This is a genomic window from Halosolutus gelatinilyticus, assembly GCF_023028105.1.
GTDB classification, from domain to species: domain Archaea; phylum Halobacteriota; class Halobacteria; order Halobacteriales; family Natrialbaceae; genus Halosolutus; species Halosolutus gelatinilyticus.
This window is the reverse complement of the sequence record NZ_CP095491.1, coordinates 3,228,964-3,251,238: the sequence shown is the minus strand read 5'-3', so window position 1 is coordinate 3,251,238 and position 22,275 is coordinate 3,228,964. Positions and strand designations below refer to the sequence as shown.

General features: G+C 66.2%; 21 protein-coding genes. 12 read left to right on the top strand and 9 right to left on the bottom strand.

The window, feature by feature from the left end:
- Positions 1–161: 161 nt before the first annotated feature.
- Positions 162–803: a hypothetical protein gene (locus tag MUH00_RS15960; RefSeq protein ID WP_321576074.1), complete on the bottom strand. Its 642-nt coding sequence runs from the start codon at positions 801–803 to the stop codon at positions 162–164.
- A gap of 310 nt (positions 804–1,113) precedes the next feature.
- Between MUH00_RS15960 and MUH00_RS15955 the strand changes: the two genes are divergently transcribed.
- The gene (locus MUH00_RS15955) at positions 1,114–1,833 is read left to right on the top strand and encodes a DUF7117 family protein (RefSeq protein WP_247000250.1); all 720 of its coding nucleotides are present in this window, start codon (positions 1,114–1,116) and stop codon (positions 1,831–1,833) included.
- Between the two features lie 50 nt (positions 1,834–1,883).
- Here the strand turns inward: MUH00_RS15955 and MUH00_RS15950 are convergent, their stop codons facing one another.
- From MUH00_RS15950 to glyA, 3 genes are all read right to left on the bottom strand, one after another.
- Positions 1,884–2,777: a bifunctional methylenetetrahydrofolate dehydrogenase/methenyltetrahydrofolate cyclohydrolase gene (locus tag MUH00_RS15950; protein ID WP_247000249.1), complete on the bottom strand. Its 894-nt coding sequence runs from the start codon at positions 2,775–2,777 to the stop codon at positions 1,884–1,886.
- Between the two features lie 198 nt (positions 2,778–2,975).
- Positions 2,976–3,917, bottom strand: coding sequence for a hypothetical protein (locus tag MUH00_RS15945; RefSeq protein ID WP_247000248.1), 942 nt, complete (start codon positions 3,915–3,917; stop codon positions 2,976–2,978).
- 105 nt (positions 3,918–4,022) lie between these two features.
- On the bottom strand, positions 4,023–5,270 hold the full coding sequence (glyA, locus tag MUH00_RS15940; protein ID WP_247000247.1) for a serine hydroxymethyltransferase: 1,248 nt from the start codon (positions 5,268–5,270) through the stop codon (positions 4,023–4,025).
- A 207-nt stretch (positions 5,271–5,477) separates the two neighbouring features.
- On the opposite strand from glyA, the gene MUH00_RS15935 reads away from it, so the two are divergent.
- Entirely contained in the window at positions 5,478–7,550 is a 2,073-nt protein-coding gene (locus MUH00_RS15935; RefSeq protein ID WP_247000246.1) for a hypothetical protein, read from the top strand.
- A gap of 391 nt (positions 7,551–7,941) precedes the next feature.
- Complete coding sequence (gene tbsP, locus MUH00_RS15930; protein WP_247000245.1) at positions 7,942–8,760, top strand: transcriptional regulator TbsP; 819 nt, start codon at positions 7,942–7,944, stop codon at positions 8,758–8,760.
- Between the two features lie 87 nt (positions 8,761–8,847).
- Here tbsP and MUH00_RS15925 read toward each other — a convergent pair whose 3' ends face one another.
- Both MUH00_RS15925 and MUH00_RS15920 read right to left on the bottom strand, forming a co-directional pair.
- A complete protein-coding gene (locus MUH00_RS15925) occupies positions 8,848–10,014 on the bottom strand; it encodes a PGF-pre-PGF domain-containing protein (protein ID WP_247000244.1) in 1,167 nt (388 codons plus the stop codon).
- 116 nt (positions 10,015–10,130) lie between these two features.
- Entirely contained in the window at positions 10,131–10,679 is a 549-nt protein-coding gene (locus MUH00_RS15920) for a hypothetical protein (protein WP_247000243.1), read from the bottom strand.
- Positions 10,680–10,711: 32 nt separating this feature from the next.
- On the opposite strand from MUH00_RS15920, the gene MUH00_RS15915 reads away from it, so the two are divergent.
- The 5 genes from MUH00_RS15915 to MUH00_RS15895 all read left to right on the top strand — a co-directional run bounded on the left by MUH00_RS15915 (position 10,712) and on the right by MUH00_RS15895 (position 14,282).
- Positions 10,712–11,416, top strand: coding sequence for an RNase P subunit p30 family protein (locus MUH00_RS15915; RefSeq protein ID WP_247000241.1), 705 nt, complete (start codon positions 10,712–10,714; stop codon positions 11,414–11,416).
- Positions 11,400–12,044: a class I SAM-dependent methyltransferase gene (locus MUH00_RS15910; protein WP_247000238.1), complete on the top strand. Its 645-nt coding sequence runs from the start codon at positions 11,400–11,402 to the stop codon at positions 12,042–12,044. Before MUH00_RS15915 ends, MUH00_RS15910 begins: the two co-directional genes overlap by 17 nt.
- Positions 12,041–12,526, top strand: a complete 486-nt coding sequence (locus tag MUH00_RS15905) for an Rpp14/Pop5 family protein (protein ID WP_247000237.1) — start codon at positions 12,041–12,043, stop codon at positions 12,524–12,526. Before MUH00_RS15910 ends, MUH00_RS15905 begins: the two co-directional genes overlap by 4 nt.
- A 4-nt stretch (positions 12,527–12,530) precedes the next feature.
- Positions 12,531–13,283 (top strand): archaeal proteasome endopeptidase complex subunit alpha, encoded by a 753-nt coding sequence (gene psmA, locus MUH00_RS15900; protein WP_247000234.1) that lies wholly within the window; start codon positions 12,531–12,533, stop codon positions 13,281–13,283.
- Positions 13,284–13,556: 273 nt separating this feature from the next.
- Positions 13,557–14,282, top strand: coding sequence for a ribosome assembly factor SBDS (locus tag MUH00_RS15895; protein WP_247000232.1), 726 nt, complete (start codon positions 13,557–13,559; stop codon positions 14,280–14,282).
- A gap of 98 nt (positions 14,283–14,380) precedes the next feature.
- Here MUH00_RS15895 and MUH00_RS15890 read toward each other — a convergent pair whose 3' ends face one another.
- Positions 14,381–14,695 carry an FUN14 domain-containing protein gene (locus tag MUH00_RS15890; RefSeq protein ID WP_247000230.1) on the bottom strand — a complete coding sequence of 105 codons (315 nt, stop codon included), beginning with the start codon at positions 14,693–14,695 and terminating at the stop codon, positions 14,381–14,383.
- Between the two features lie 380 nt (positions 14,696–15,075).
- Between MUH00_RS15890 and hflX the strand changes: the two genes are divergently transcribed.
- Positions 15,076–16,380, top strand: coding sequence for a GTPase HflX (gene hflX / locus MUH00_RS15885; RefSeq protein ID WP_247000228.1), 1,305 nt, complete (start codon positions 15,076–15,078; stop codon positions 16,378–16,380).
- Between the two features lie 33 nt (positions 16,381–16,413).
- Here the strand turns inward: hflX and MUH00_RS15880 are convergent, their stop codons facing one another.
- Positions 16,414–18,804 carry an amino acid permease gene (locus MUH00_RS15880; RefSeq protein ID WP_247000226.1) on the bottom strand — a complete coding sequence of 797 codons (2,391 nt, stop codon included), beginning with the start codon at positions 18,802–18,804 and terminating at the stop codon, positions 16,414–16,416.
- 241 nt (positions 18,805–19,045) lie between these two features.
- On the opposite strand from MUH00_RS15880, the gene MUH00_RS15875 reads away from it, so the two are divergent.
- Both MUH00_RS15875 and MUH00_RS15870 read left to right on the top strand, forming a co-directional pair.
- The gene (locus tag MUH00_RS15875) at positions 19,046–20,206 is read left to right on the top strand and encodes a thiolase family protein (RefSeq protein ID WP_247000224.1); all 1,161 of its coding nucleotides are present in this window, start codon (positions 19,046–19,048) and stop codon (positions 20,204–20,206) included.
- The gene (locus MUH00_RS15870; protein WP_247000222.1) at positions 20,203–20,562 is read left to right on the top strand and encodes an OB-fold domain-containing protein; all 360 of its coding nucleotides are present in this window, start codon (positions 20,203–20,205) and stop codon (positions 20,560–20,562) included. The genes MUH00_RS15875 and MUH00_RS15870 overlap by 4 nt, the downstream gene beginning before the upstream one ends.
- 9 nt (positions 20,563–20,571) lie before the next feature.
- Here MUH00_RS15870 and MUH00_RS15865 read toward each other — a convergent pair whose 3' ends face one another.
- Positions 20,572–21,396 (bottom strand): DUF7547 family protein, encoded by an 825-nt coding sequence (locus MUH00_RS15865; RefSeq protein WP_247000220.1) that lies wholly within the window; start codon positions 21,394–21,396, stop codon positions 20,572–20,574.
- Positions 21,397–21,538: 142 nt separating this feature from the next.
- Between MUH00_RS15865 and MUH00_RS15860 the strand changes: the two genes are divergently transcribed.
- The gene (locus tag MUH00_RS15860; protein WP_247000218.1) at positions 21,539–22,204 is read left to right on the top strand and encodes a DUF7504 family protein; all 666 of its coding nucleotides are present in this window, start codon (positions 21,539–21,541) and stop codon (positions 22,202–22,204) included.
- Positions 22,205–22,275 lie beyond the last annotated feature (71 nt).

The window sequence follows — 22,275 nt, the reverse complement described above, 5'->3', positions numbered from 1 at the left end:
GAACGGTTCGATCGATCGCTCGAAAAATCTGACGGCAGCTCGCAAAACCATGACCAGACGGCGATCGGGTCGCACCGGCGGCCCCGATTCGGAGGTCGGGTTTCGACGCGGCGCGCGAACCGATCGCGCTCGGTCAGTCGCTCGGCGGGGAGCGTCGGTTCTCAGACCTCGGTTGCGTTCTCCGTCTCGTTCTCCGTTTCGTTGCCGGTTCCGCCCGCCCCTCCGGCACCGAGCGTCAGGGTGACTTCCTCGTCGCCGCCATCGATCTCGGCGTTGTCCTCCGCTTCTCCCTCTTCGTGTTCCGCGGTGACAGTGTATTCGCCGTTCTCGAGGTCGTCGAACTCGACCTGGCCTTCCTGGTCGGTTTCGTCTTCCTCTTCGGTCAGTTCGCCGGCGCCGGCGCCTCCGCCTCCGGTCTCATTTCCGGTCTCGTTCCCGGTCTCGTTTCCGGTCTCGTTTCCGGTCTCGTTTCCGCCCTCACCCATTCCGTCTTCGGTTTCGTTCCCGCCCATTCCGTCTCCGGTCTCGTTTCCACCCTCCGTCTCGTTGCCGGCGTCGGTTTCGTTCCCGGCTCCACCGTCACCCGTCTCGGCCGCATTGGCTTCCATGAGTCGAACGGTCGCACCTTCGACCGGCTCGCCGTTTTCGGTCTCGACGGTCACCGTGAGCGTGTACGTCTCGTCACCCGTTCCGCCTCCCGTCTCGTTACCGTCACTCTCGTTGTCACCCGACCCGTCGTCGCCGGATCCTCCCGAGCCATCGCCATTGGTTGCACCGTCGGTACAGCCAGCGAGAACGAGCACACTTGCGCTACCCGCTGCTGCAACGAACGTCCGTCTGTCCAGTCTTCGATGGGACATATATCCTCGTTGTACGGTCCGTTTGGTCTGACTGTGGCTTGCAGATGCTACCTGTTAATCACCTATTGCACAGCGTGTCACCGTCCGTGACGGTAACCAAACCGATCATCTCGGCTGAAACGGTCGAAACAGTTCAGTTCGATCGTACGATTCCGGGACGGTCGGGTCACCGACGGCGTTCCCCGACATCTCTACCCGCGGTTGTGTGCGGCGGTGCGGTGGGCCTTTTGGCGATCGGCCCCTACACGCGCATATGAAAATTAGGGGCGAGCGGGAGTGTACCGAGTGCGGGACGAGGTGGTCCTACTACGAGACCGGCAGCGTCGGCTGTCCGGCCTGCGGAAGCCTCCGCAGCGTCGGGATCGACGACCGGACCGAACACACCGATCTGCAGGTCGCGTTCGACCTCACGCCCGTCCGGAACGCGATCGACGAGCAGTCGACCGAGGACCTCGCGGCGCAGGCCCGCGAGGCGTGCCGCGAGTACATCCGTCGTCGGGGCTTCGTCAACGCCGGCAACCTCCGCGATCTCGACGATACTTACCTCGCGGCGAGCGAACTGCTTCACGTCGCCGACGTCGTCGGTCGCGAGATGCGCCTCGACGAAACCGAAGAACTGTACTTCCTCTCGCTGCTGCGCGACGCTGACGACGGCGGACGCCCCGCCACGGACGAGGTCCCACCCGCCCTACGCGGGCCGCGCGGACTCGCGTACGCGAACGCCATCCGCGAGTACCGCCGCGACGTCCGAACCTGGGCCGAGGACCGATCGCTGACGACCGCCGAACGGAGCGCGCTCGAGACGCTCGGCGAGCACGTCACCCGAATCCGCATGCTGGACGGCGACGTCGAGCCGCGACTGGCCGAACGGCTCGTCGAGGCGACGCGCGATCTGACGAACGGCCTCCGCGGTGACGAGTTCGCGTTCACCCGCGCGCAAGAACGGTTGGACGGCCTCGAGGTCGGCCGCTGAGCGTCGCGATCGCCGGTCCGGACCGGAAACTCGATCGGATCGCGCCGTCCTCAGGGGAGCTCGACCGGCACGTCTTCCTGTAGGCTCGCCGCCTTAACGGTGTTGTAGAGCAACATCGCCCGGGTCATCGGACCGACGCCGCCGGGAACGGGCGTGATGGCGCCGGCCTTCTCCGCCGCGCTCTCGAACTCGACGTCGCCGACGAGTTCGTACCCCTTCTCTGTGTCGGCCTCGATGCGGTTGACGCCGACGTCGATCACGATCGTTCCCTCGGCGATCATCGAGCCGTCGATGAGTTCTGGGACGCCGACCGCGGCGACGACGACGTCGGCGTTCCGGGTCTTCGCGGTGAGATCGTCGGTTCGCGAGTGACAGACCGTCACGGTCGCGTTGCCGTCGTCGGCTTTCTGGATCAAGAGGTTGGCGAGCGGCTTGCCGACGATGTCCGATCGGCCGACGATCGTCACGTCTGCCCCCTCGAGGTCGACACCGGCCGACTCGAGGAGCTTCTGGATGCCGTGAGGCGTGCAGGGACGAAAGCGGGCGTCACCGGCGACGAGGCGGCCGACGTTCTCGGGGTGGAAGCCGTCCACGTCCTTCGCGGGATCGACCCGGCGGATGACCTCGCGGTAGTCGACGTGGTCCGGAACGGGCGCCTGGGCGATGTAGCCGTGAACGTCGGGGTCCTCGTTGAGGTCGGCGATGGCGCCGTACAGGTCCTCGGCCGGCGCGTCGCCGGCGACGTCGACGTGGTGGCTCTCGATGCCGACCTCCTCGCAGTCCCGCCGTTTCATGTTCACGTAGGTCTGGCTGGCGGGGTCGTCGCCCATCAACACCGTCGCTAGGCCCGGTCGCGCGCCCGCGGCGGCGAGCGTCTCGATCGCGTCGGTCAGGTCGTCGCGAATCTCGCTCGCGACGGCGTTGCCGTCGATGATCTCGGTCATCACTCGAGAGGGTGGTCGCGAGGCTAATCAACCCTCGGATTCGTGCTCACTTCCGCTCCGGATGTCGGTAGAATATCCACGTACGTGGGTAAACCAATGGACAGACGCGATCGACCATACTCTGCGAGAATCCTCGTCCCGTCCGCGACCGCGAGACGCGCTGATGGTTCCGATCGCCTCGTCCCGCGGATCGCCGACTCACCGACTGGTTCCCGGCTCCGAGACCTCCCACTCCGCCGTCTCGCGTTCCGCGGTGACGACGGCGGCGTACTCGGTCGAGGGAGTGTAGTAGTCGCGTTTGCCGGCCGCCTCGGCTAGCCGCATCGCCTCTCGCTCGTGGATCTCGCGGGCCGCCCGGAGCGCGTCGTCGGTGAGGTCGACGGACGCCGCTTCGAGTTCTTCCGCCAGCCGATCCGTCCACGCGTCGTCGGGCAGCAAGCAGACGGCTCGATCGTCCACCGACAACGGCGGCCTGTCGGCGACGTGATCGCCCGTCCCTGCCAACTCCTGTCGCTCGATCGCTTCGAGGGCGGCCGTAACCGTCGACCGATCGGCGTCGAGTTCGGCGATCGTCTCCTCGAGAAGGTCGGGGTCGATCGGCGCGTCCAGCGTTTTGGCTTGTGGCGCGGGATCGCGGTCCGACTCGTGTCTGATCGTCTCCTCCGCGACCGGATCGCTGTCCTCGGCGACCCCCGGAAGCGGTTCGGCGGCGAACGGCTCGCCGTCGCGGAACCGAACCGGGACGAACCCGATCGTCTCGTCGGTCGTGATCGCTTCGAACAGGAGCCCCCGATCCGGCTCGTAGGTGTCGAGGTCGAGGCCGATTCCGTCCGGCGGATCGGCGTCGAGCAGCGGGTCCGGAACTGGTGCGACGACGGCCTCGCCCTCTTCCCGGAGTCGCCGCGCGTGCGGCGCGTCGCCCGTCGCGCGTTCATCGATCGCGCTCGTCACGAGCATCGGGAACTTCTCGCGCGCGTCGTCGTCGACCGCCCAATCGATCGGATCGCCGGGCCTGGCCCGCATTCGATCCGCGAGCGCGGAGACGTCGATCGCGAACGTCGACGCGGCCGTCTCCGCCGTCTCCCGGAGTTCGTGAAGCCGATCGTCGTCGGTCGTCGTGCCTATCGGACGCTTGGACATGGACGATCGTACAGGGAGTCGTCTGATAAGACGCGTGCCGGCGAGTGACAGCGTCCGCTACTTGGAGGACAAAAAACGCAGAAACCGCCGATCGTTGTGCCAGTCTTACTCGTACAGCGGGTTCTCGTCGCAGAGCGCCCGCACTTCTTCGCGGACCTCCTCGATGACGGACTCGTCTTCGGGGGCGTCGACGACCCGGGTAATCAGATCGGCGACGCGGCGGCAGTCGTCCTCGTCGAAGCCGCGGGTCGTCAGGGCGGGGGTGCCGGCGCGGATGCCGCTTGGGTCGAACGCCGATCGGGTCTCGCCGGGGACGGTGTTCCCGTTGAGGACGATACCGGCCGCTTCGAGGGCTTCTTCGGCGTCGCCGCCGGACGTCTCGGGGTGGCTCTCCCGCAGGTCGACGAGCACGAGGTGGTTGTCGGTCCCGCCGGAGACCAGCGAGAAGCCGTTCTCGGAGAGGCGCTCGCCGAGGGCCTTCGCATTCGTGACGGTCTGCTCGGCGTAGTCCTCGAACTCGGGTTGGAGGGCCTCCTTGAAGCCGACGGCCTTGCCGGCGACGTTGTGCATGAGCGGGCCGCCCTGACCGCCGGGGAAGACCGCCGAATCGATGTCGTCTGCGAACTCCTCGGTCGTCATGACGATGCCGCCGCGGCCGGCCCGGATGGTCTTGTGGGTCGACCCGGTGACGAAGTCGGCGACGCCGACCGGCGACTCATGGACGCCGGCGGCGACGAGGCCGGTGATGTGCGCGATGTCCGCGAGGTGGTACGCGCCGACCTCGTCGGCCGTCTCCTGGACGCGCTCGAAGTCGATTTCGCGCGGGTAGGCGGAGTAGCCCGAGACGATGACGTCGGGTTCGAACTCCTCGGCGAGATCGGCGAGGCCCTCGTAGTCGAGGTATCCCGTCCCGGGGTCGACCTCGTACTGCTCGACGTCGTAGAGCTGCCCGACGAAGTTCGCCGGGTGGCCGTGGCTGAGGTGGCCGCCGTGGGTCAGATCGAGCGAGAGGATCTTGTCGCCCGGTTCGAGCATCGCGAAGTAGACGGCCTGGTTGGCCTGCGTGCCCGAGTGGGGCTGGACGTTGACGTGTTCGGCGCCGAACAGCTCCGTGGCGCGATCGATCGCCAGTTGTTCGATCTCGTCGGCGTACTCGCAGCCGCCGTAGTAGCGCGACCCGGGATAGCCCTCCGCGTACTTGTTCGTGAGGACGCTGCCCTGCGCGTCGAGGACCGCCTCGCTGACGTGGTTCTCGCTCGCGATCATCTGCAAGCCGTTTCGCTGGCGATCGACCTCACCTTCGAGAGCGTCGGCGACGGCGGGATCGACGTTCCGGACGTGCTCGTGTTCCATGCGCGAAATGCGGTCTGCCGACCGTATAAGTGTAGCCTTCCCCGGCAAGTCGAGCCACTACATCGACGGCGGAAGCGTCCGATTCCACGCTCCGTCACAGCGCGCCGCACCCGGGTCGATCGCCCCAGCAACTGGTCCTCTGTTGTGATTTGTTTTTTCTGTTCACCCGATACATCTAACTTGTCGGAGTGAGATGTAGCACATCGAATGATAGAGTGGGAGGTTGGCGACGGAACCCTCCACGTGACCGACGCGGACAACGCCGAGCTGTCGGTTCGCGGGACGAACCTCCTCGTCGACGGATCGGGTCCCGACGTTCCGCGACCCGTCGACGACACGGTCGTGGTGACGGCGGAAGAGCTTCGGTTCCCCCACGCCGTCGTCTACGCCTTCTCGCTCGGCTCGTCCGATCGGTACGAACTCGATCCTGCGGGCGCACCGCTCTCGTTGCCGCCCGGCGAGTACATCCTCGATATCGACACCGAGATCAAGGCGTACCTGCGCTTCTCGGGCGCCGCAACGGTCGAGAAGACCGACGACTTCGAGTCGACCGTCGTCACGTTTCCCGAGCGGACCCGGACGATCCTCGGATTCCGGAGTCGCCACGAACTTCCGGCCGGGACGATCGCGGTTCCCGACACGCCCGACGGACTCGCGACCGCGATCTCTCACCTCGCCTCCTCGCACAAGACCACCGGCCCGGATCGAACGTATCCGACCCTCAGGGGCCACCCGCCGCTGATCGAACGCAACGACGACCTAGCGGTCGCCGATTGCATCCGATCGGACACGCCGGATACCGGAATCGAACTGCACGTGCCGCCGGAGTACGAGTCGCTGTTCGTTACGGCGCCGCTCGCGTACTACCTGCAGGCGGCGGTGCGGCTCGACGACGGCGAGCGACCGCGACTCCGCCTCGCCGACGTCGGCCGCGAGTCGGAACTCGCTTCGCTTCCCGACCTCGAGCACGACGTCGAACGGCTGCTCCGGAAGACGTTCTTCCTCGACTGCCTGGCACGCAACGCGGGGCCGTACGGAACCACGCTCGCGGAAGTGAATCTCCTCGAGGCGCTCGAACTCGACGCCGCCGAGCTCTACGACGCGTCCCCGCAGGAGCGACTCGACAGGTACCTCGACGTTCCGTACGCGGCGATCGAACACCGGCTTCCGGAGTGGCACCTCTCGACGTACGTCACGCCGAGCCGCGACAACGTCGATACGCTCCCGTTCCTCCTCGATCGCATGAGCATGATTTACCTGCCCCGAACATCGGAGCTGCAGGGTCGAGAGCTGGTCGAGCGCTCGCTCGAAGATTTCTACCGCAACACCCCGACGAGGGTCGGCCGCGCCAGCGCCGGCCAGGTCGCGTCGGTCGATATCGTCAAACCTGAACTCCGCAACGGCCGGGTCCACGGCTGGCTCGCGGACGGCGTCCCGATCGACGTCTTCAAGTCGGCGCCCGAAGCCTACCGCAACCGGCTGTCCTACCTCGAGCGAACGAGCGACGCCACGTCGATCTGCGTCGTCCTGAACGATCCGGAGATGGTCGGCGAGCACGACCACGTCGCGGAGATCTACCGCCAGCGGTCCACGGAGCTGACGATGGACGTCACCGTCACGGAGTCGCTCAGGACGAGCGAGCTCGCCCGGGTCTTCGAGAGCGACTACGATTTCGTCCACTACATCGGCCATTGCGAAACCGACGGCCTCCGCTGTCCCGACGGCTACCTCTCGACGACGAGCCTCGATCGGTGTGGCGTCCAGACGTTCTTCCTGAACGCCTGCGGCTCGTTCTACGAGGGGATGACCCTGATCGAGAAGGGCAGCGTCGCGGGCGCAGTGACGTTTACGAAGGTGCTCAACGACCACGCGGTCAAGGTGGGATCGACGTTCGCCAAACTCCTCGTTCACGGATTCAGCATCGAACGCGCGATGTGTCTCGCCCGTCGGCGCATCATGATGGGCAAAGACTACGCGGTGGTCGGCGACGGCACGCACTCGCTCACTCAGGGAGAGCCGACGACCGTGCGAATTGCCGAACTCGACGACGGCGACGACGAGTACCTGGTGACGTTCGACTGCTACTCGACGCGGGTGACCGGTTCGTACTACTTCCCGCACACCGAGGACAACGAGTACGCCTACCTCTGTGGCAACGAGTCCAACTTCACGCTCTCCGAATCGGAACTGGCGTCCCTGCTCGCGGAATCGGAGTCGTCGGTGATCTACAACGGGGACGTCTACTGGTCAAAAGAACTGTCGTCTCACTTCGACCCGTGAGCGGCCGCTCACGGCCCGCCGTACGTGCTGACTCGTTTTGCTCGCATCGCAGGGATTCGTCGTTGGTCGATTCGATGGTAGTTGGCGGCATCACGGACGGCCCACCACAGCCGATTGCGTGTTACACCCATACAATCGTGTAATAACAAACGGATAGTATATATCTATTGTCATCATTTGAATGACGCTTCTCGGTGTGGAAGAAACGGGTCGAATCGACCCCGACCGACCGTGTAACTATTCCAATGTGTTTGCACGAGATCCGCCGGCCCGTTGGTTGTCTGACGATTTTTGAGACAAAAATTTCCGGTTTGTCGGCCAGACGAGAAGTTGTCCTGTGCAAACGGCCACCAAAATTAAGTAATATGGGTTCGTTTACTTCTGCATAGGCATGACCTCGAATTTACTCAATCATCAGATTGACGATATCCTCGCGTCCGTGCTCGAGGACGCGAGCGGAGACGTGTACATGGTCAACCCGTCGCGAGAAGCTATCGAAGAGTTCGTGACCGTCGCAACGGAGTTCGACGGCACGCTTCCGGCAGTCCACATGCTCGCCGACGAGCGCACCCTGAAGGAGGTTATGGACGACTTCATCGTCGCTTCCAACGCCGCCGATCTCATCGTCGAGGACGCGCTCGCGCTGCGCACGCTCAAGGAGGCGCCGGAGAATTCGCTTCTGGTCACGGGAGATCGCGTCATCGCCGTCGTGCACGCCGGCGATCGCGTCGGCGGCCTCGTCACCGACGACGAGAGCTTCGTCGAGGATACCTACGAGACGTACGCGGCCCGCTGGGAGGACGCCGACACGTTCAACCTCCGAACGCCGCCGATTTCGAGCGTTCGCGATACGCTCTCCGAGGAGATCAGCCCCGACGCCGAAGAGGACTTCACCGCCATTCTCAACTCGCTCGAGACCGCCCGCGGCGACGGCGATGGCCTCGACGAAGTTACCATCTCGCTGCTGGTCGCCGCGAAGAACGAGGCCCTGCTGTACGACATCAGCAAGTGGGGCGAAGACGTCGGCATCGCCTCGAAGGCGACGTTCTCCCGCACCAAGACCAAGCTCGAAGACATGGGTCTGATCGACACCGAGAAGGTCCCGATCGATGTCGGCCGTCCGCGCCTGCGACTGAAAATCGGCGACGACCGACTGCGTGAGGCCGACAACGGCCAGCTCGCGACGGTCGCCCAGAGCATCCTCAACTAGTCGACGACAGTTTTCGACGAGGGGCGGTCCGTACGTTCGGTCGATCGCTCGTTTTTCGGAACCGTTCGATCGCGGCTGCGAACGCCGTCAGCGGCGGCGCTTGAACCAGTATATCGCCACGGTCACGACGATCACCGCGCCGACTCCCGCGGCGGCCGCGAACCGACGGAACGTCGCACCGTCGGACGCTCGATCGCCCCGCGAGTCGTCCGCTTCGGACGGAGGCTCGGTCTCGGATTCCGACGGCGACTCGCCGGTCCGGTCGGTCGCTCGAGGCGCGATCGCGAAGACAGAGAGGCCGGGCGACTCCGCCTCGAACGCGTGAAACGTCCGCGACGTTCCGACGTGTCGCGTCGGGAGCTCGGTCCACGTCCCGTCGTGAAGCCGATAGAGCGAGACCGCATCCGGTCTGAGGTCTCGCTCGACGAGTTGCGCGTCGGCGACGCGGAACCGGAAGGTGACATCGTCGATATCCCCGTCGGCGATCGTGTGATCGACGACCACGTAGCCGAGCGGCTCGCCCGCCGCGATCGACGAGAACGTCTCGCCGGCGGCGGGAGCGGTCCGGCTCTCCGAGATGGAGAGCGAAAAGTTCCCGTCGACGGTCGGCGTGACGTCCAGGCCGTCGAGCGCGAGGCCGTCGGCATCATCCCCGTCGACCGCAATCGACGCGGAGACGCCCGCTCGAGCGCCGTGGACGACGACGTCGACGCCGCTGTCGGGCGTCGGAGCGACGCTGACCGACAGGGGTGTGGCGGATCCGTTCGAGTCGTCACCGTCGCCGATCGTTCCCCCGCCGAAATCGCCGCCGTGGAACCCGCCCGGACCGCCCGGAGATCCCGTCCCGTCGTCGATCTCGTACCCGTTGACGTCGAGATCGACCGTCCGCACGTCGCCGGCGTGCCACTGGACGGTGGGATCTGCCTCGACGCCGTCGACGTAGAACCGGACGATCGCGCCCTCGTCGTCGGTCGTTCCGTCGACCTGCAGTTTCGGATCGAACGCGCCGGCGCCGCCGTAGCGGCCCGCGTCCGCGGTCGTGAGTTCGCCGCGGACCTCGCCGCCGACCGTCGCGGTGACGGTTACGCCCGCCGGAATCGGTTCCCCGTCGGCAGTCAACTCGCCGTAGTAGGCCGCCGGCGGTGGCGGCGGCGTCCCCGCGACGGGAGGCGCGACCGCGAACGCGAGGACGAAGACGACGCCCGCGAGGGCGAATCGAACCCATCGTCGCCGTGGTGTCGTGTATCCGGTCATCGTCGATTAGCTGGCGAAACCGCCGAACCACTCGTGCTGATCCAGGTCCAGCATTTCGGCGAGTTCGTCGTACGTGACGCCGTTCGGGACCCGAGCGGGGACCGTACTCTCTTCGGTCACGTAGACGAAGTACCCGCCGTAGGGGCTGACGGGCTGTTCGGTGACGTAGTCGTCGCCGACGAACCGATCGTCTTCGGTCTCCTGGAATTCGTAGCTGCTAAACCGAAACTCGTTCGGATGGTTGGGAAGTGCGGGCTGCCCCTCGGGAGTTCGTAGAGGTTGAGCAGATCGATCGCCGAAAGGGTCCGCCGCGCGTCGAAGGCGGCCTCCGCGGAATTGTAACTGCGGGGCGCCACGAACTGCCAGCCGGGTTCGAGCGTCCGCTGGGTCGGCCGCGCCGGCGTCTCGTCGCGGAAGTCGACCACCGCCCGCGCGTCGGTTTCGGGTATGACGACGACCGCCTCGAGTGCTTCAAGTCGGTCGGCGCCGTCGGCGAGAGCCCACGTCCCCGCGTCGGCGTCGTATCGGTAGATCGCGCCGTCGAAGTCGTCGAACGCCTCCGCCAGGGTTCCCTCGAGCCCGCCCGGCGTCCCGAAGGAGTAGACGCCGCCGCCGGTCATCTCGAGGTCGATCGCGCGCCCCGATTCCCGGTCGAAAAGACACAACGTCCAAGTCCGGCGCGCGCCTCGACGCGAGTATGTACGAAGCGATCCGCGCCTATCCCGACGGGGACAGTACGGTCGCCAGAGTCGCAAAGGCGGCGGCCGAGTACGGGTTCGAGGGCGTGATCGCGCGAAATCGCGGGGGTTCGCCCGCGGCGTACGATTCCGATCGGATCGCCAACGAGTACGGGATCGACGTCGTCGAGGGCGTCGAGATCCGGGCCGACGACCCCCGGCAGGCGAGCGGCGCGGTCGGAAACCACCGCAGTTCCGAGACGATCGTCGCGGTCGAGGGGGGGTCGAACGCGTTGAACCGGTTCGCCGTCGAGAACGAGAAGGTGGACGTGCTCGCCCGGCCGATGGCCGGGCAGGGAGACGTCAATCACGTCATCGTGAAGGCCGCCACGGAGAACGGCGTCCGACTGGAGTTCGACCTCTCCGACGTGCTCCGATCGGCCGGCGGGCGGCGAGTGCGATCGATCCAGTCGCTGCGCAAGCTCTCGGAGCTCGTCGACCACTACGACGCGCCGTACGTCGTCAGCGCCGGGCCCCGATCGCACCTCGAACTGCGCGCACCGCGGGAGTTGCAAGCGGTGGGCGAGCAGATCGGCCTCTCGGCCGAATTCATCGAGCGTGGGCTGGCCGAGTGGGGTCGGCTGGCCGAGCGCAATCGACGCATCCAGTCCGAGTCGTTCATTGATCCGGGGGTCGAACGAGGCAGGTATGAAGAAGAGCCTTGAGGACCACGCCGCCCGGTTCGACGAGAAAGCGGGCGAGTACGACGAGTCGAAATCCGACGAGTACCGCGCCTGCGCGAACCTCGTGATCGAACACGCCGCGCCCGCAAGCGACGATATCGTCCTCGACCTCGGAACCGGCACGGGAGCGATCGCGATCGCACTCGCGCCCGACGCCGACCGGGTCGTCGGCCGCGACATCAGCGAGGGGATGATGGACGAAGCGCGAACGAAAGCCGGCGAACGGGGAGTCGACAACGCCGAATTCGATCGGGGAACCTTCAGGGAACCGGAGTACGACGGGCAGGTGGACGTCGTCACCTCGAACTTCGCCATGCACCACCTCTCGGACGACGAGAAACGCGAGGCGATCGCGGTCATCGCCGACCTCGAACCCCGCAAATTCGTCCTCGGGGACGTGATGTTCTTCGGCGAGCCCGACCCCTCGGCACCGTTCTACGATCCCGAGGTGGACGATCCCGCGACCGTCGGCGTGCTCGCGGACGCCTTCACGGACGCCGGCTTCTCGCTGACCGCGGTCGAGCGCGTCCACGACCAGGTCGGCGTGCTGGTCGTCGAGCGGACGCCGACCGACGCGGACGAGGTGACCGACGAAGGCGCCGACGAATGAAACACCTCCCGAAACACCTGCGTCCGCGCTGGCGCTACCTCGCCGTCGAACTCGAGAGTTGGCCGGATGCATCGATCGATCGGCGGGCGTTCCAGCGCGAGGTCTGGTACGCTGGCCAGAACCTGCTCGGCGATCCGGGGAGCGCGGCCGCCGATCTGACCGTCGTCCGGTTTGCGTTCGTAGACGGCGTCGGTGAGGCGATCGTCAAGGTCAGACGCGGTGAGACGGAGCCGGCCCGGGCGGCGATCGCCTGCATCGACGAGATCGACGGCCAACCGATCGGGATACGGGTCCGCGGTATCAGTGGCACGATCCGTGCCGCTAATGAAAAGTATTTAGGGCGGCGCCGGCAAGATTCGGACAAGAGAAACGTCGTGTTCGGGAACGAGGAGCGAGTCGCCGTCGTGCGAACTGGATCTGCAGACGTGCGACTCGATGAGGCGTTCGCGGGCGCGACAGACCTCGATTACGATTTAGCGTGATACTATGCAGGGACAAGCCCAACAGCAGGCGTACGACCGTGGCATCACGATCTTCTCGCCAGACGGCCGACTCTACCAGGTCGAGTACGCTCGCGAGGCGGTCAAGCGAGGTACGGCGAGCATCGGCGTCCGAACGAGCGACGGCGTCGTCCTCGCCGTCGACAAACGAGTCCCCTCCCCGCTGCTCGAGGACTCGAGCGTCGAGAAGATCCACAAGGCGGACGACCACATCGGCATCGCGAGCGCCGGCCACGTCGCCGACGCGCGCCAGCTGATCGACTTTGCACGCCGCCAGGCCCAGGTCAACCACCTGCGCTACGGCGAGCCGATCGGCGTCGAGACGCTGACGAAGGAAGTCACCGACCACATCCAGCAGTACACCCAGGTCGGCGGCGCGCGCCCGTTCGGCGTCGCCCTGATCGTCGGCGGCATCGACAACGGCGAACCGCGACTGTTCGAGACCGATCCTTCGGGGACCCCCTACGAGTGGAAGGCGCTGGCCGTCGGCGCCGACCGCGGCGAACTCCAGGACTACCTCGAGGAGAACTACGACCCTGAAGCCGACCTCGACGGCGGCATCACGCTCGCGCTCGACGCGCTGGCGTCGGTCAACGACGGCTCCTTGCTCCCCAACGAGGTCGGGCTGGCGACCGTCGACGTTGAGACGGAGTCGTTCGACCACTTCGACTACGACCGGATCGAGAGCCACCTCGACGAGCACGACCTGCTCGCGACGGACGACGAACCCGACGAGTAACCACCGTAATCGAGACGGCCCGGGGTGGTTCGCGCGACTCGCGCGCGGCCATCCAGCGGTCGTGGCGTCTTTTCATCGGGACCGCTCTGTTCCGCCCGAGGGACACCTCCGGGGTGCGGTCGTTCGGCGTTCGATCGGAATCGAACCGGCGCTCGCACGGTCGCCCGTCGATCGGTTCCCGAGGCCGGGTCGGATCGGAGGCCGGACCGGATCGCGGCGTGAACGGTTCCCCGTCGGGAAACACTCTTTAAATTGGGGGCGGAACGTCCGGGTATGATATCCCTCGACGAGGCGGTGACGGCGCGACTCGAATCGCACGGGGCGCGCTTCGAAGTACTGGTCGATCCGGACGCGGCGCTGGCTATCAAACGCGGCGAGTTCGAGGGCGACCTCGAAGACGCGATCGCCGCGGAAGATGTCTTCGAGGATGCCGCGCGCGGCGATCGGCCCGCCGAGAACGACCTCGAGACGGTCTTCGACACCACCGATCCGCTGGAGATCATCCCCGAGGTGATCGAGCGCGGCGAGATCCAGATCACGGCCGAGCAGCGCCGCGAGATGCAAGAACAGAAGCGCAAACAGCTGATCGACACGATCGCTCGCAACGCGATCAACCCGCAGATGGACAACGCGCCGCACCCGCCCGAACGGATCGAGAACGCGCTCGAGGAGGCCGGATTCACGGTCGATCCGATGGAACCGGTGGAGACGCAGGTCGACGACGCCCTTGACGCCCTGCGACCGGTGATTCCGATCCGGTTCGAGGAGGTGACGATCGCGGTCCAGATTCCGCCCGAGTACGCCGGCAGCGCGCAGGCGCAGATCCGCCAGTTCGGCGAGCTCGAGCGCGAGGAGTGGCAACCGGACGGCTCCTGGATCGGCGTGCTCACGTTCCCTGCGGGGATGCAAAACGACTTCTACGACGTGGTCAACGAGCATACCAGCGGCGAGGCCGAGACGGAGATCGTCAAGGACAAAGACGATCTGAAGACGCGGTAGCGACCGTCGGGTCGTCGATCGGGGGCCTCGTCTGTCGGGGACTACACCGATCGCGGATCGGTGCGATCGCGCGCCCGTTTTGACCGCAGACGGTCCGCTCAGCCGCGGTGGTAGCCGATCAGGAAGCCGCCGACGAAGCCGACGCCGATCGACAGGACCGAGAGGACGGGTCCGGCCCAAGATCCGGCCGCGACCGCCGCGTCTCCGCCGGAGCCGACGAACGCGGCGGCGAGTCGACGCCAGTCGACGGCGACGATCCCAACCGACTCGAGGTACCGGACGATCATCAACTCGATCGCGAGGATGATCGCGAGGGGTTTCGCGAGTCGTTTCGTCCCGAACCCGAGACAGCCCCCGAGCGCTGCCGCCGCGAGTAGCCCGCTGCTGAGCGTCGTCGGATCGACGTCGATCATCACGCTCGGAGGTTAGCGACTAGGATCTTGACTGTTGTGATTAGCGGACAATCGCGCCTCGTGATAGTTCTGTCGGCAGTCGAACGCGAGACGGCGGCGGATTCCGATCGAATCGCCGGAGCGCGCCGTGCACGGGATTCAAGACGGTCGGGCGCGTACGGCGACGTATGAGCGTCGGCCGTTCAACGGAGGTGACTGACCGGCATCTCCACCGACCGTAACGTCGTGTCGCAGTCCGCTGGAGGTCCCCGCGATCCTCGAAGCCGCCGGTGTGTGACTGGTGCCACGAAGACGATCAGGCGTATCGACAGCGAACCAGACGTCGTCGACCAGCGACGCGTCCGCCGGACGGGGTTCGAGTTGTCCGCGGGTGATCGCCCGTGAAGGCGGTGATCGCGAAGCGGGTCGATTCGGGAGCCCCCGACACGAGCGAGATTCGCGACCTCGCTCGGGCCGCCGGATACGAGGTGGTCGACGAAGTGACTCAGTCGCGGACGGCCGATGCCGCGCTCCAGCTCGGCGAAGGGAAAGCCGAGGAACTCGCCGATCGGGTCGCGGAGACCGGCGCGACGACGGTCGTCTTCGACAATCGACTCGGCCCGTACCAGACGTACAACCTCGGCCGGCTCCTGCCCGACGGCGTCGAAGTGATCGATCGGTTCACGCTGATCCTCGAGATCTTCGGCCAGCGCGCCCAGACCCGAAAGGCACAGCTCCAGGTGGAACTCGCCGAACTCCGCTACGAACTGCCGCGCGTCGAGGCAAAGACCAGTCTCGCGAAGCGCGACGAACACCCCGGGTTCATGGGGCTGGGCGAGTACGACGAGAGCCGCGAGCAGGACATCAAAGACCAGATCAGCCGCATTCGGGACGAACTCGAGCGGATCGAGCGGACCGAAGAGCAGCGGCGGGAACGCCGCCGCGACTCCGGCTTCGACCTCGTCGCGCTGGCGGGGTACACCAACGCCGGGAAGTCGACGCTGCTGCGACGGCTCGCCGACGACCTCGACGTCGAGGCGAACGAGGACCTCCACCCGGACCTCGACCCGACGGCCGAGTCCGAGGACCAGCTGTTCACGACGCTCGGCACGACGACTCGTCGGGCCGACATCGACCCCCGGGACGTGCTCGTGACCGACACGGTCGGGTTCATCAGCGACCTACCCCACTGGCTCGTCGAGTCGTTCAAGTCGACGCTGGATTCGGTCTACCGGGCTGATCTCGTCCTGCTCGTCGTCGACGTCAGCGAGGACGTCGACGAGATCCACGAGAAACTCGTCACCTGTCACGACACCCTCTACGAACGCAACGAGGCGCCGATCGTGACGGTGCTAAACAAGATCGACGCGGTCGACGAGGACGAACTTGCGGAGAAGCGGGACGCGCTCTCGGCGCTCGCTCCGAACCCGGTCGCGGTGAGCGCCCGGGAGGGGACGAACGTCGACGAACTTCTCGATCGGGTCGATCGGGAACTCCCCGACTGGGAGCGCGAACGGCTCGTGTTGCCGATGACCGACGACACGATGAGCCTCGTCTCCTGGATCCACGACAACGCGAACGTCGAGGACGTCACCTACGGCGACGAGGACGTCCTCGTCTCCTTCGAAGCCCGCCCGGCAGTGATCTCGCAGGCTCGATCGCGAGCGAGCGAGTTGCGGACGACCGCGGCCACGGAATCGGCGTAGCGCACTGCCGTCGCCGCGAGAAGGCCGATTCCGTTATCTCTCCACGTCTCCGGATCGCTCCCGTTCTAAGACCGGACGATCCGGTGTTCCAAGCTTCGCGAGGTACCTGTAGATCGGGAAGAGGAGGTCCTCTGCCACGCCGCGAACGCTCGGCTCGCTCGCGTAGACGATAACGGGAACGTCGGCGTCATCCGCGAGGTCAATGACGCGATCCGGGGTGCTCCCGAGAATCCACTGCCGGAGGCGACGCGTCCGCGACGCACCGATAACGAGTATCCCGCCGTTCTCTACCGCCGTCGTCACGAGTCCCTCGGCGACCGAGTCGGCGGTGACGTTGTGAACCTCGACCGATCCCGCCGCCGGGAGGGCGTTCAGCGTACGTCCGGGATTTTCGGCAGTGCCGACCTCGCCGGTGGGGCGGACGTTGATGACGTGAATCTTCGATCCGTCTTCGGCGAGGTCGTTGACGAAGGGTAACAGCGCCTCGTGGTGCGGTCCGCCGCCCGCCCCGACGTTGACGGTGGCCGGCACCCCCAACCCTCGTTCGATGAACCCGCTGGAAAACAGCACGTCGCAGGGGGCGTCGAACTCGACGCGCTGGGTTACGTCGGCGCTTTCCTCCGGATACCCCATGAGAATCAGGTCGGCCTGCTCGTTTCTGGCCGCCTGGACGATGCTGAACCCGACGTCGCGCGAAATGTGCCCCTCGACGGTGTAGTCGACGTCGATGTCGGCAGCGGCGAGTACGTCGCCGATTCGCGACGCGCGTTCCTCGGCGGTTTCGGTGACCATCTCGCTCGGTGTCTGGTCCGGAATCTGGGTCACGTTGACGACCCGGATTAGCGGATTACTCGCGTGGAGACTCCCGATCGTTGCCGCCAGTCGAACGTGTGCCGGCGCGCGGTCGGGCCGACGGACGGGAACGAGGAGCCGGAAGCGGTCCGCGTCCGTCGCTGCCGTCCCGTTGCTGGTCGATTCGATCGGCGTTGCTTCGGCCGCGGATCCGCCGCCACTGGCGGCCGACTGCGCCGCCATCTCGTCCGGCGAGTACGGAGAGACGACCCGCTCGAACAGCTCTTCGGTCTCCGGAGCCCCGCCCCAGATCAGATAGGCGGCGAGCAACGCACCGACGAGTACCGTCCCGACAACGACGCCAATGGTCGGTAGATTCGTAATGAGTGCCAGGTTCGCCAGAATGCCGATGATCGGTACCAGCGGCACGAGCGGGACGCGGATCGGCCGCTCGATGTCGGGAAAACGCCGCCGCGAGACGATGAGCGCGATGTTGACGACCGACAGGGGAGCGAGCAGATTGAACGTCGCGAACCCGGTCAGAGCTTCGAGCCCGAGAGACATGCCGCCAAGTCCACCCTCGGCGGGAAACAGCATGATGAACCCGACGATGAGGGTGACGATGGTCGCAGTGACGGTCGTAACGCTCCAGAACGGCGTGCCGTAGACCGGATGAATGCGGGAGAAGCGCCGCGGTGCCTGCCCCTGTCGCCCCATCAGCGACCCGATGCTACTGGCGGCGAGCACGCTCGCGTTTGACGCACTCACCATGCTGAAGATCGCACCCGCAACGATCAGCGCCATGCCGATACTCCCGAGGAAGGCGTTCGCGACGCTTCCCATCGCCGTTTCGCCCTCTTCCGCGATGACTTCGGCCGGGATCGGGGCGTTGACCATCGCGACGATGACGAACGCGTAGAGGATCGTGACGGCGACGATGCTCGCCGCGATGGCGCGGGGAACCGTCTTTCGGGGTTCGATGATTTCGCCCGCGCTGGCAGCGATGGCCGAGAAGCCGAAGAACGTGATGAACGCGAGTGCGGCGATCGAGACGATTCCCGTGACGTCGGTCGAGACGGCCGCAGTGAACGTTCCGACCGTCTCTGCCGGTGCTTTGTACGCGAAGGCACCGGCGATGAACGCGATGAGAACGGCGACTTTCGCCCCGCTGACGAGGACCTGAAAGGTCCCGCTCTCCTCGGTCCCCCGGGCGTTTAGCGAGCCCAGAAGGATAGCTGCCAGCACGCCGATCGTTCCGTGAGGGACCGGCCACCCGTGTGGCAAGATGAACTCGAAGAACCACTCGTCCATCGTCGCGAGATAGAACGCGGTCGTCCCCGTATACCCCAAGAATAGTGACACGCCGACCGCGTATTCCAAGAGATCGCGATCGAACGTTCGCGAGCTGAACAGGTAGCCGCCGCCGTTCTCCGCGTAAATCGAGGCGAATTCGGAGTACGAGGCCGCCGTCACCCCCGCGATGAGCGCCGCGATGACGAACGCGATAACCGCGCTACTTCCGATCGCGGCCACCGCGGTCCCCGAGAGCGAGAAGATGCCGGCAGCGATCATCGTCCCCAGCCCCAGCGCGAAGGCCACCCAGAAACCGAGGGTCCTCGTGTGTTCGACCATAGCACAGGTTCGGCTGGGAATCCGGTAAACGTTCAGGCGTAACACGCAACCAGGCTCCCCCACCGAGAGCCCGTCACCGGCCTCGAACGAACGGCATCTGGATGCGATCCGACGAGCGTCGCGTCGTTCCCGGGTTCCGTCGACGGGGCGACGCGCGAGACGGGGACCACGCGTCGCCCCCCAAGCCGATCGCTGGCCCCAACCCCAACGATATAAATCGCTGACCCCAGTCCAGTAGGATATGGAACGTGTTGCAATCATCGGTGCCTCCATGACCCAGTTCGGGCAGCGCGAGGGCGAGTGGATCCTGGACCTCCTCGCGGAGGCCGGGATCGACTGCCTCGCCGACGCGGGTGTCGACGCGGCGGACGTCGAGCACCTGTACGTCTCGAACATGGCCAGCGGGGAGTTCGAGGGACAGACCGGGGTGATGAACGCGCTGGCGCACGACATCGACGCGATGCCGGCGTACACCCAGCGGATCGACCAAACGAGTTCGAGCGGCGGTGCGGGCATCTACGCCGCCTGGCAGTCGGTCGCCAGCGGGGCCAGCGACATGACGCTGCTGGTCGGCGGCGAGAAGATGACCCACAAGACGACCGGGGAGGCGACGGACGTGATCGCGTCGCTGACCCATCCGGTAGAGTACAAGACCGGCGTCACCCTGCCCTCGTTCGCGGGGCTGACCGCCCGCCACTATCTGGAGCGGTTCGACGCGCCCCGGGAGAGTCTCGCGAAGGTCGCCGTCAAGAATCACGAGAACGGCGTCGACAACCCGAAGGCGCAGTTCCGGAAGGAAGTCGACCTCGAGACGGTGCTCGAGTCGCCGATCATCGCCGACCCGCTGCGGCTGTACGACTTCTGTCCGATCACCGACGGATCGGCGGCGCTGATGCTCTGTCCCGAAGCCGTCGCGAAGGAGTACACCGACGACTACGTCGTGATCTCGGGTATCGACGGCGCGACGGACACGCACGTCGTCCACGAGCGCGAGGATCCGACCGTGATGGACGGCGTCGTCGAGAGCGGGACGGGCGCTTACGAGATGAGCGGGCGCGGACCCGAGGATATCGACGTCGCGGAACTTCACGACATGTTCACGATTCTCGAGTTCCTCCAGATGGAGGGGCTCGGCTTCGCCGAGCAGGGCGAGGCCTGGAAACTCGTCGAAGAGGGCTACACGGAGCGCGACACCGGCGAGTTGCCGATCAACACCTCCGGCGGACTCAAATCGAAGGGGCACCCGCTGGGCGCCAGCGGCGTCGCTCAGGGCGTCGAGATCTACGAACAGCTGATGGGCGAGGCCGGCCCGCGACAGGTCGAGGCCGACGTCGGCCTCTGCTGTAACGTCGGTGGCTTCGGCAACTGCGTGATCACGACCATCATGGAGGCAGCACGATGACGATGGACGCAACCCGGTACGAGGACGGCTCGATCAGCTACCCCGGTCACCCGCGCGGCCCCGGCGGCGCGGAACCGGCGGAAACGATCGACCTCAGCGAGTACACCGCCGAGGTCGTCACCTGGACGACGAGCACCGCGACGCCGCCGGGCGTCCGCGAACCCAACACGCTCGCGATCGTCGAGTTCGACGTCGACGGCGAACCGGTCCGGGCGATCGGGCAGGTGACGACCGACGAGATCGAGACGGGCGACGAGGTCCGCCCGGTCCACGTCGAGGAGCTCCGCGAACCCGGGGCCGGCATCCGAGAACCCGAGAGCCAGGCCTGGGACGGCTACCGGTTCGAACCGGTGTAAGTCGCGCCGTTAGTTTTCGTTTTCGTCGTCGTTCCCGTCAGTGCCGTCGGCGGCGTCACTGTCGCCGTCGTCGCGGTTCGATCCGTCTTCACCGTTCGTCCCGTCGTCCCCGCGGCTCTCGCCGGTATCGTCTTCACGCTCGTTCTCGTCCCCGTCCCCCGCGTCGTCTTCCGGCGCGTATTGATCCTTCAACGTCTCGAGTTCGGCGTCGACGTCGACGGCCGCGTTCGAGGGCTGATCCTCCTCGGTAGCCGTGTCATCACCGTCCGCGTCATCTCCGTCGCTCTCGCCCGGGCGGTCGATGTCGATGTCGACCCGAGTCCCGCCGCTCGATCGCTCGCCCGCGTCGAGTTCGTCCGTCACCCGCGCGAGGCGTCGATCGACGTCGTCGCGTAACTCGCGCGCCTCGGCGAGGAGATCGCGGGCGCCGTCGTCGGCTGACAGCGCGCCGTCGGTGGCAGCCCGCTGGAGTTCCTCCAGGACCGTATCGAGCTGTGACAGCGTCGTCCGCCGGAGCGTGCTCGCCCGTTCGGTCACGTCGTCGGCCGCGTCCGTCGTCCGTTCGCGGACCTCACGCTCGGTTCGCACGAGCCGGAGACCGCGCTGAAACGCTTCGAGGGCGCGGACGCTGGCCTCGAGTCCGGCGAGGAGCGCGGGGATGGCGACCTCGTCCGTCATCCGAAGCAGTTCGGTCGGAGACGGCGGGCGGGGAAGCGGCGGTCGGCCGCGAACGCTCGGTCGTCGATTCGTCGCCCGGAGCTCCCGACGAAGCTCGTCGACCGTTCGCGTGAGTTCGCGAACCGCCTCCGTAAGTTCGTCGTCGCGTTCGGTCATGCGTCACGTACGTCCTCCGATGCAAAAAGCCGGCCGATCGTTTCGCGGCCGCGATCTCGAGCCGGCGTTTCGCTCGAAATCCCGTTGAAAGAGGGTCCAGGTCGCAATATTTATTGGCGACCTATCTGTTAGTTATAAAAGAATGGAACGCGAGTCCGGGCGCGGCTCTTCCGATCTGGCGACGTTTGCGCAGGCGCTTACGACGCTCAAGCGGGAGGGGAGCAACCTGCTACTCGTGGGGGCGGACACGGCCGACGTTCATCACGCCATCTGTCACCGGTTGCTGGGGGAAACGAGTCACGGTTCGCGCTACCGGCTCTTCGTCACGAACGGCGACGATCGGCGGGTAGCTCACGAACGGGACTCGACGACGGAGACGATGCGGATGATCGACTACGCCGCGCTCGAACGCGCCGCGCTCGACGTCCCGACGGCCTCGGATCGGACGCCGATCGGGAGGCTCGGGATCGAAATCATCGAAGCGATCGACGACCTCGAAGCCGTGGCCCACGGCCTCGACCCGGCCGAACTCCGGGTCTGCGTCGATTCGCTGGTCCCGTTGCTCGAGGAGCACGCGGCCGAAACGGTGTTTCGACTGCTTCAGATGACGACCTCGCGGGTCGATCGCGCTCGGGGGATGGGCCACTACCACCTGCCGCTCGATCGAGCCCACGAGGCCGTCGTCCTCTTCGAACCGCTATTCGACGCGATCGTCGAGGTTCGATCGCGCGGCGATTCGTACGAACAGCAATGGGACCTCCGCGATCGGGGGCTGACCACCGATTGGCTCCCGCTCTCCCGCCGGTGAGCTGCATCCCATCGATCGGACGCTCTCACTCGGGCAACGGCGACGACGAGTAAGCGCATTGTTCGCTCACT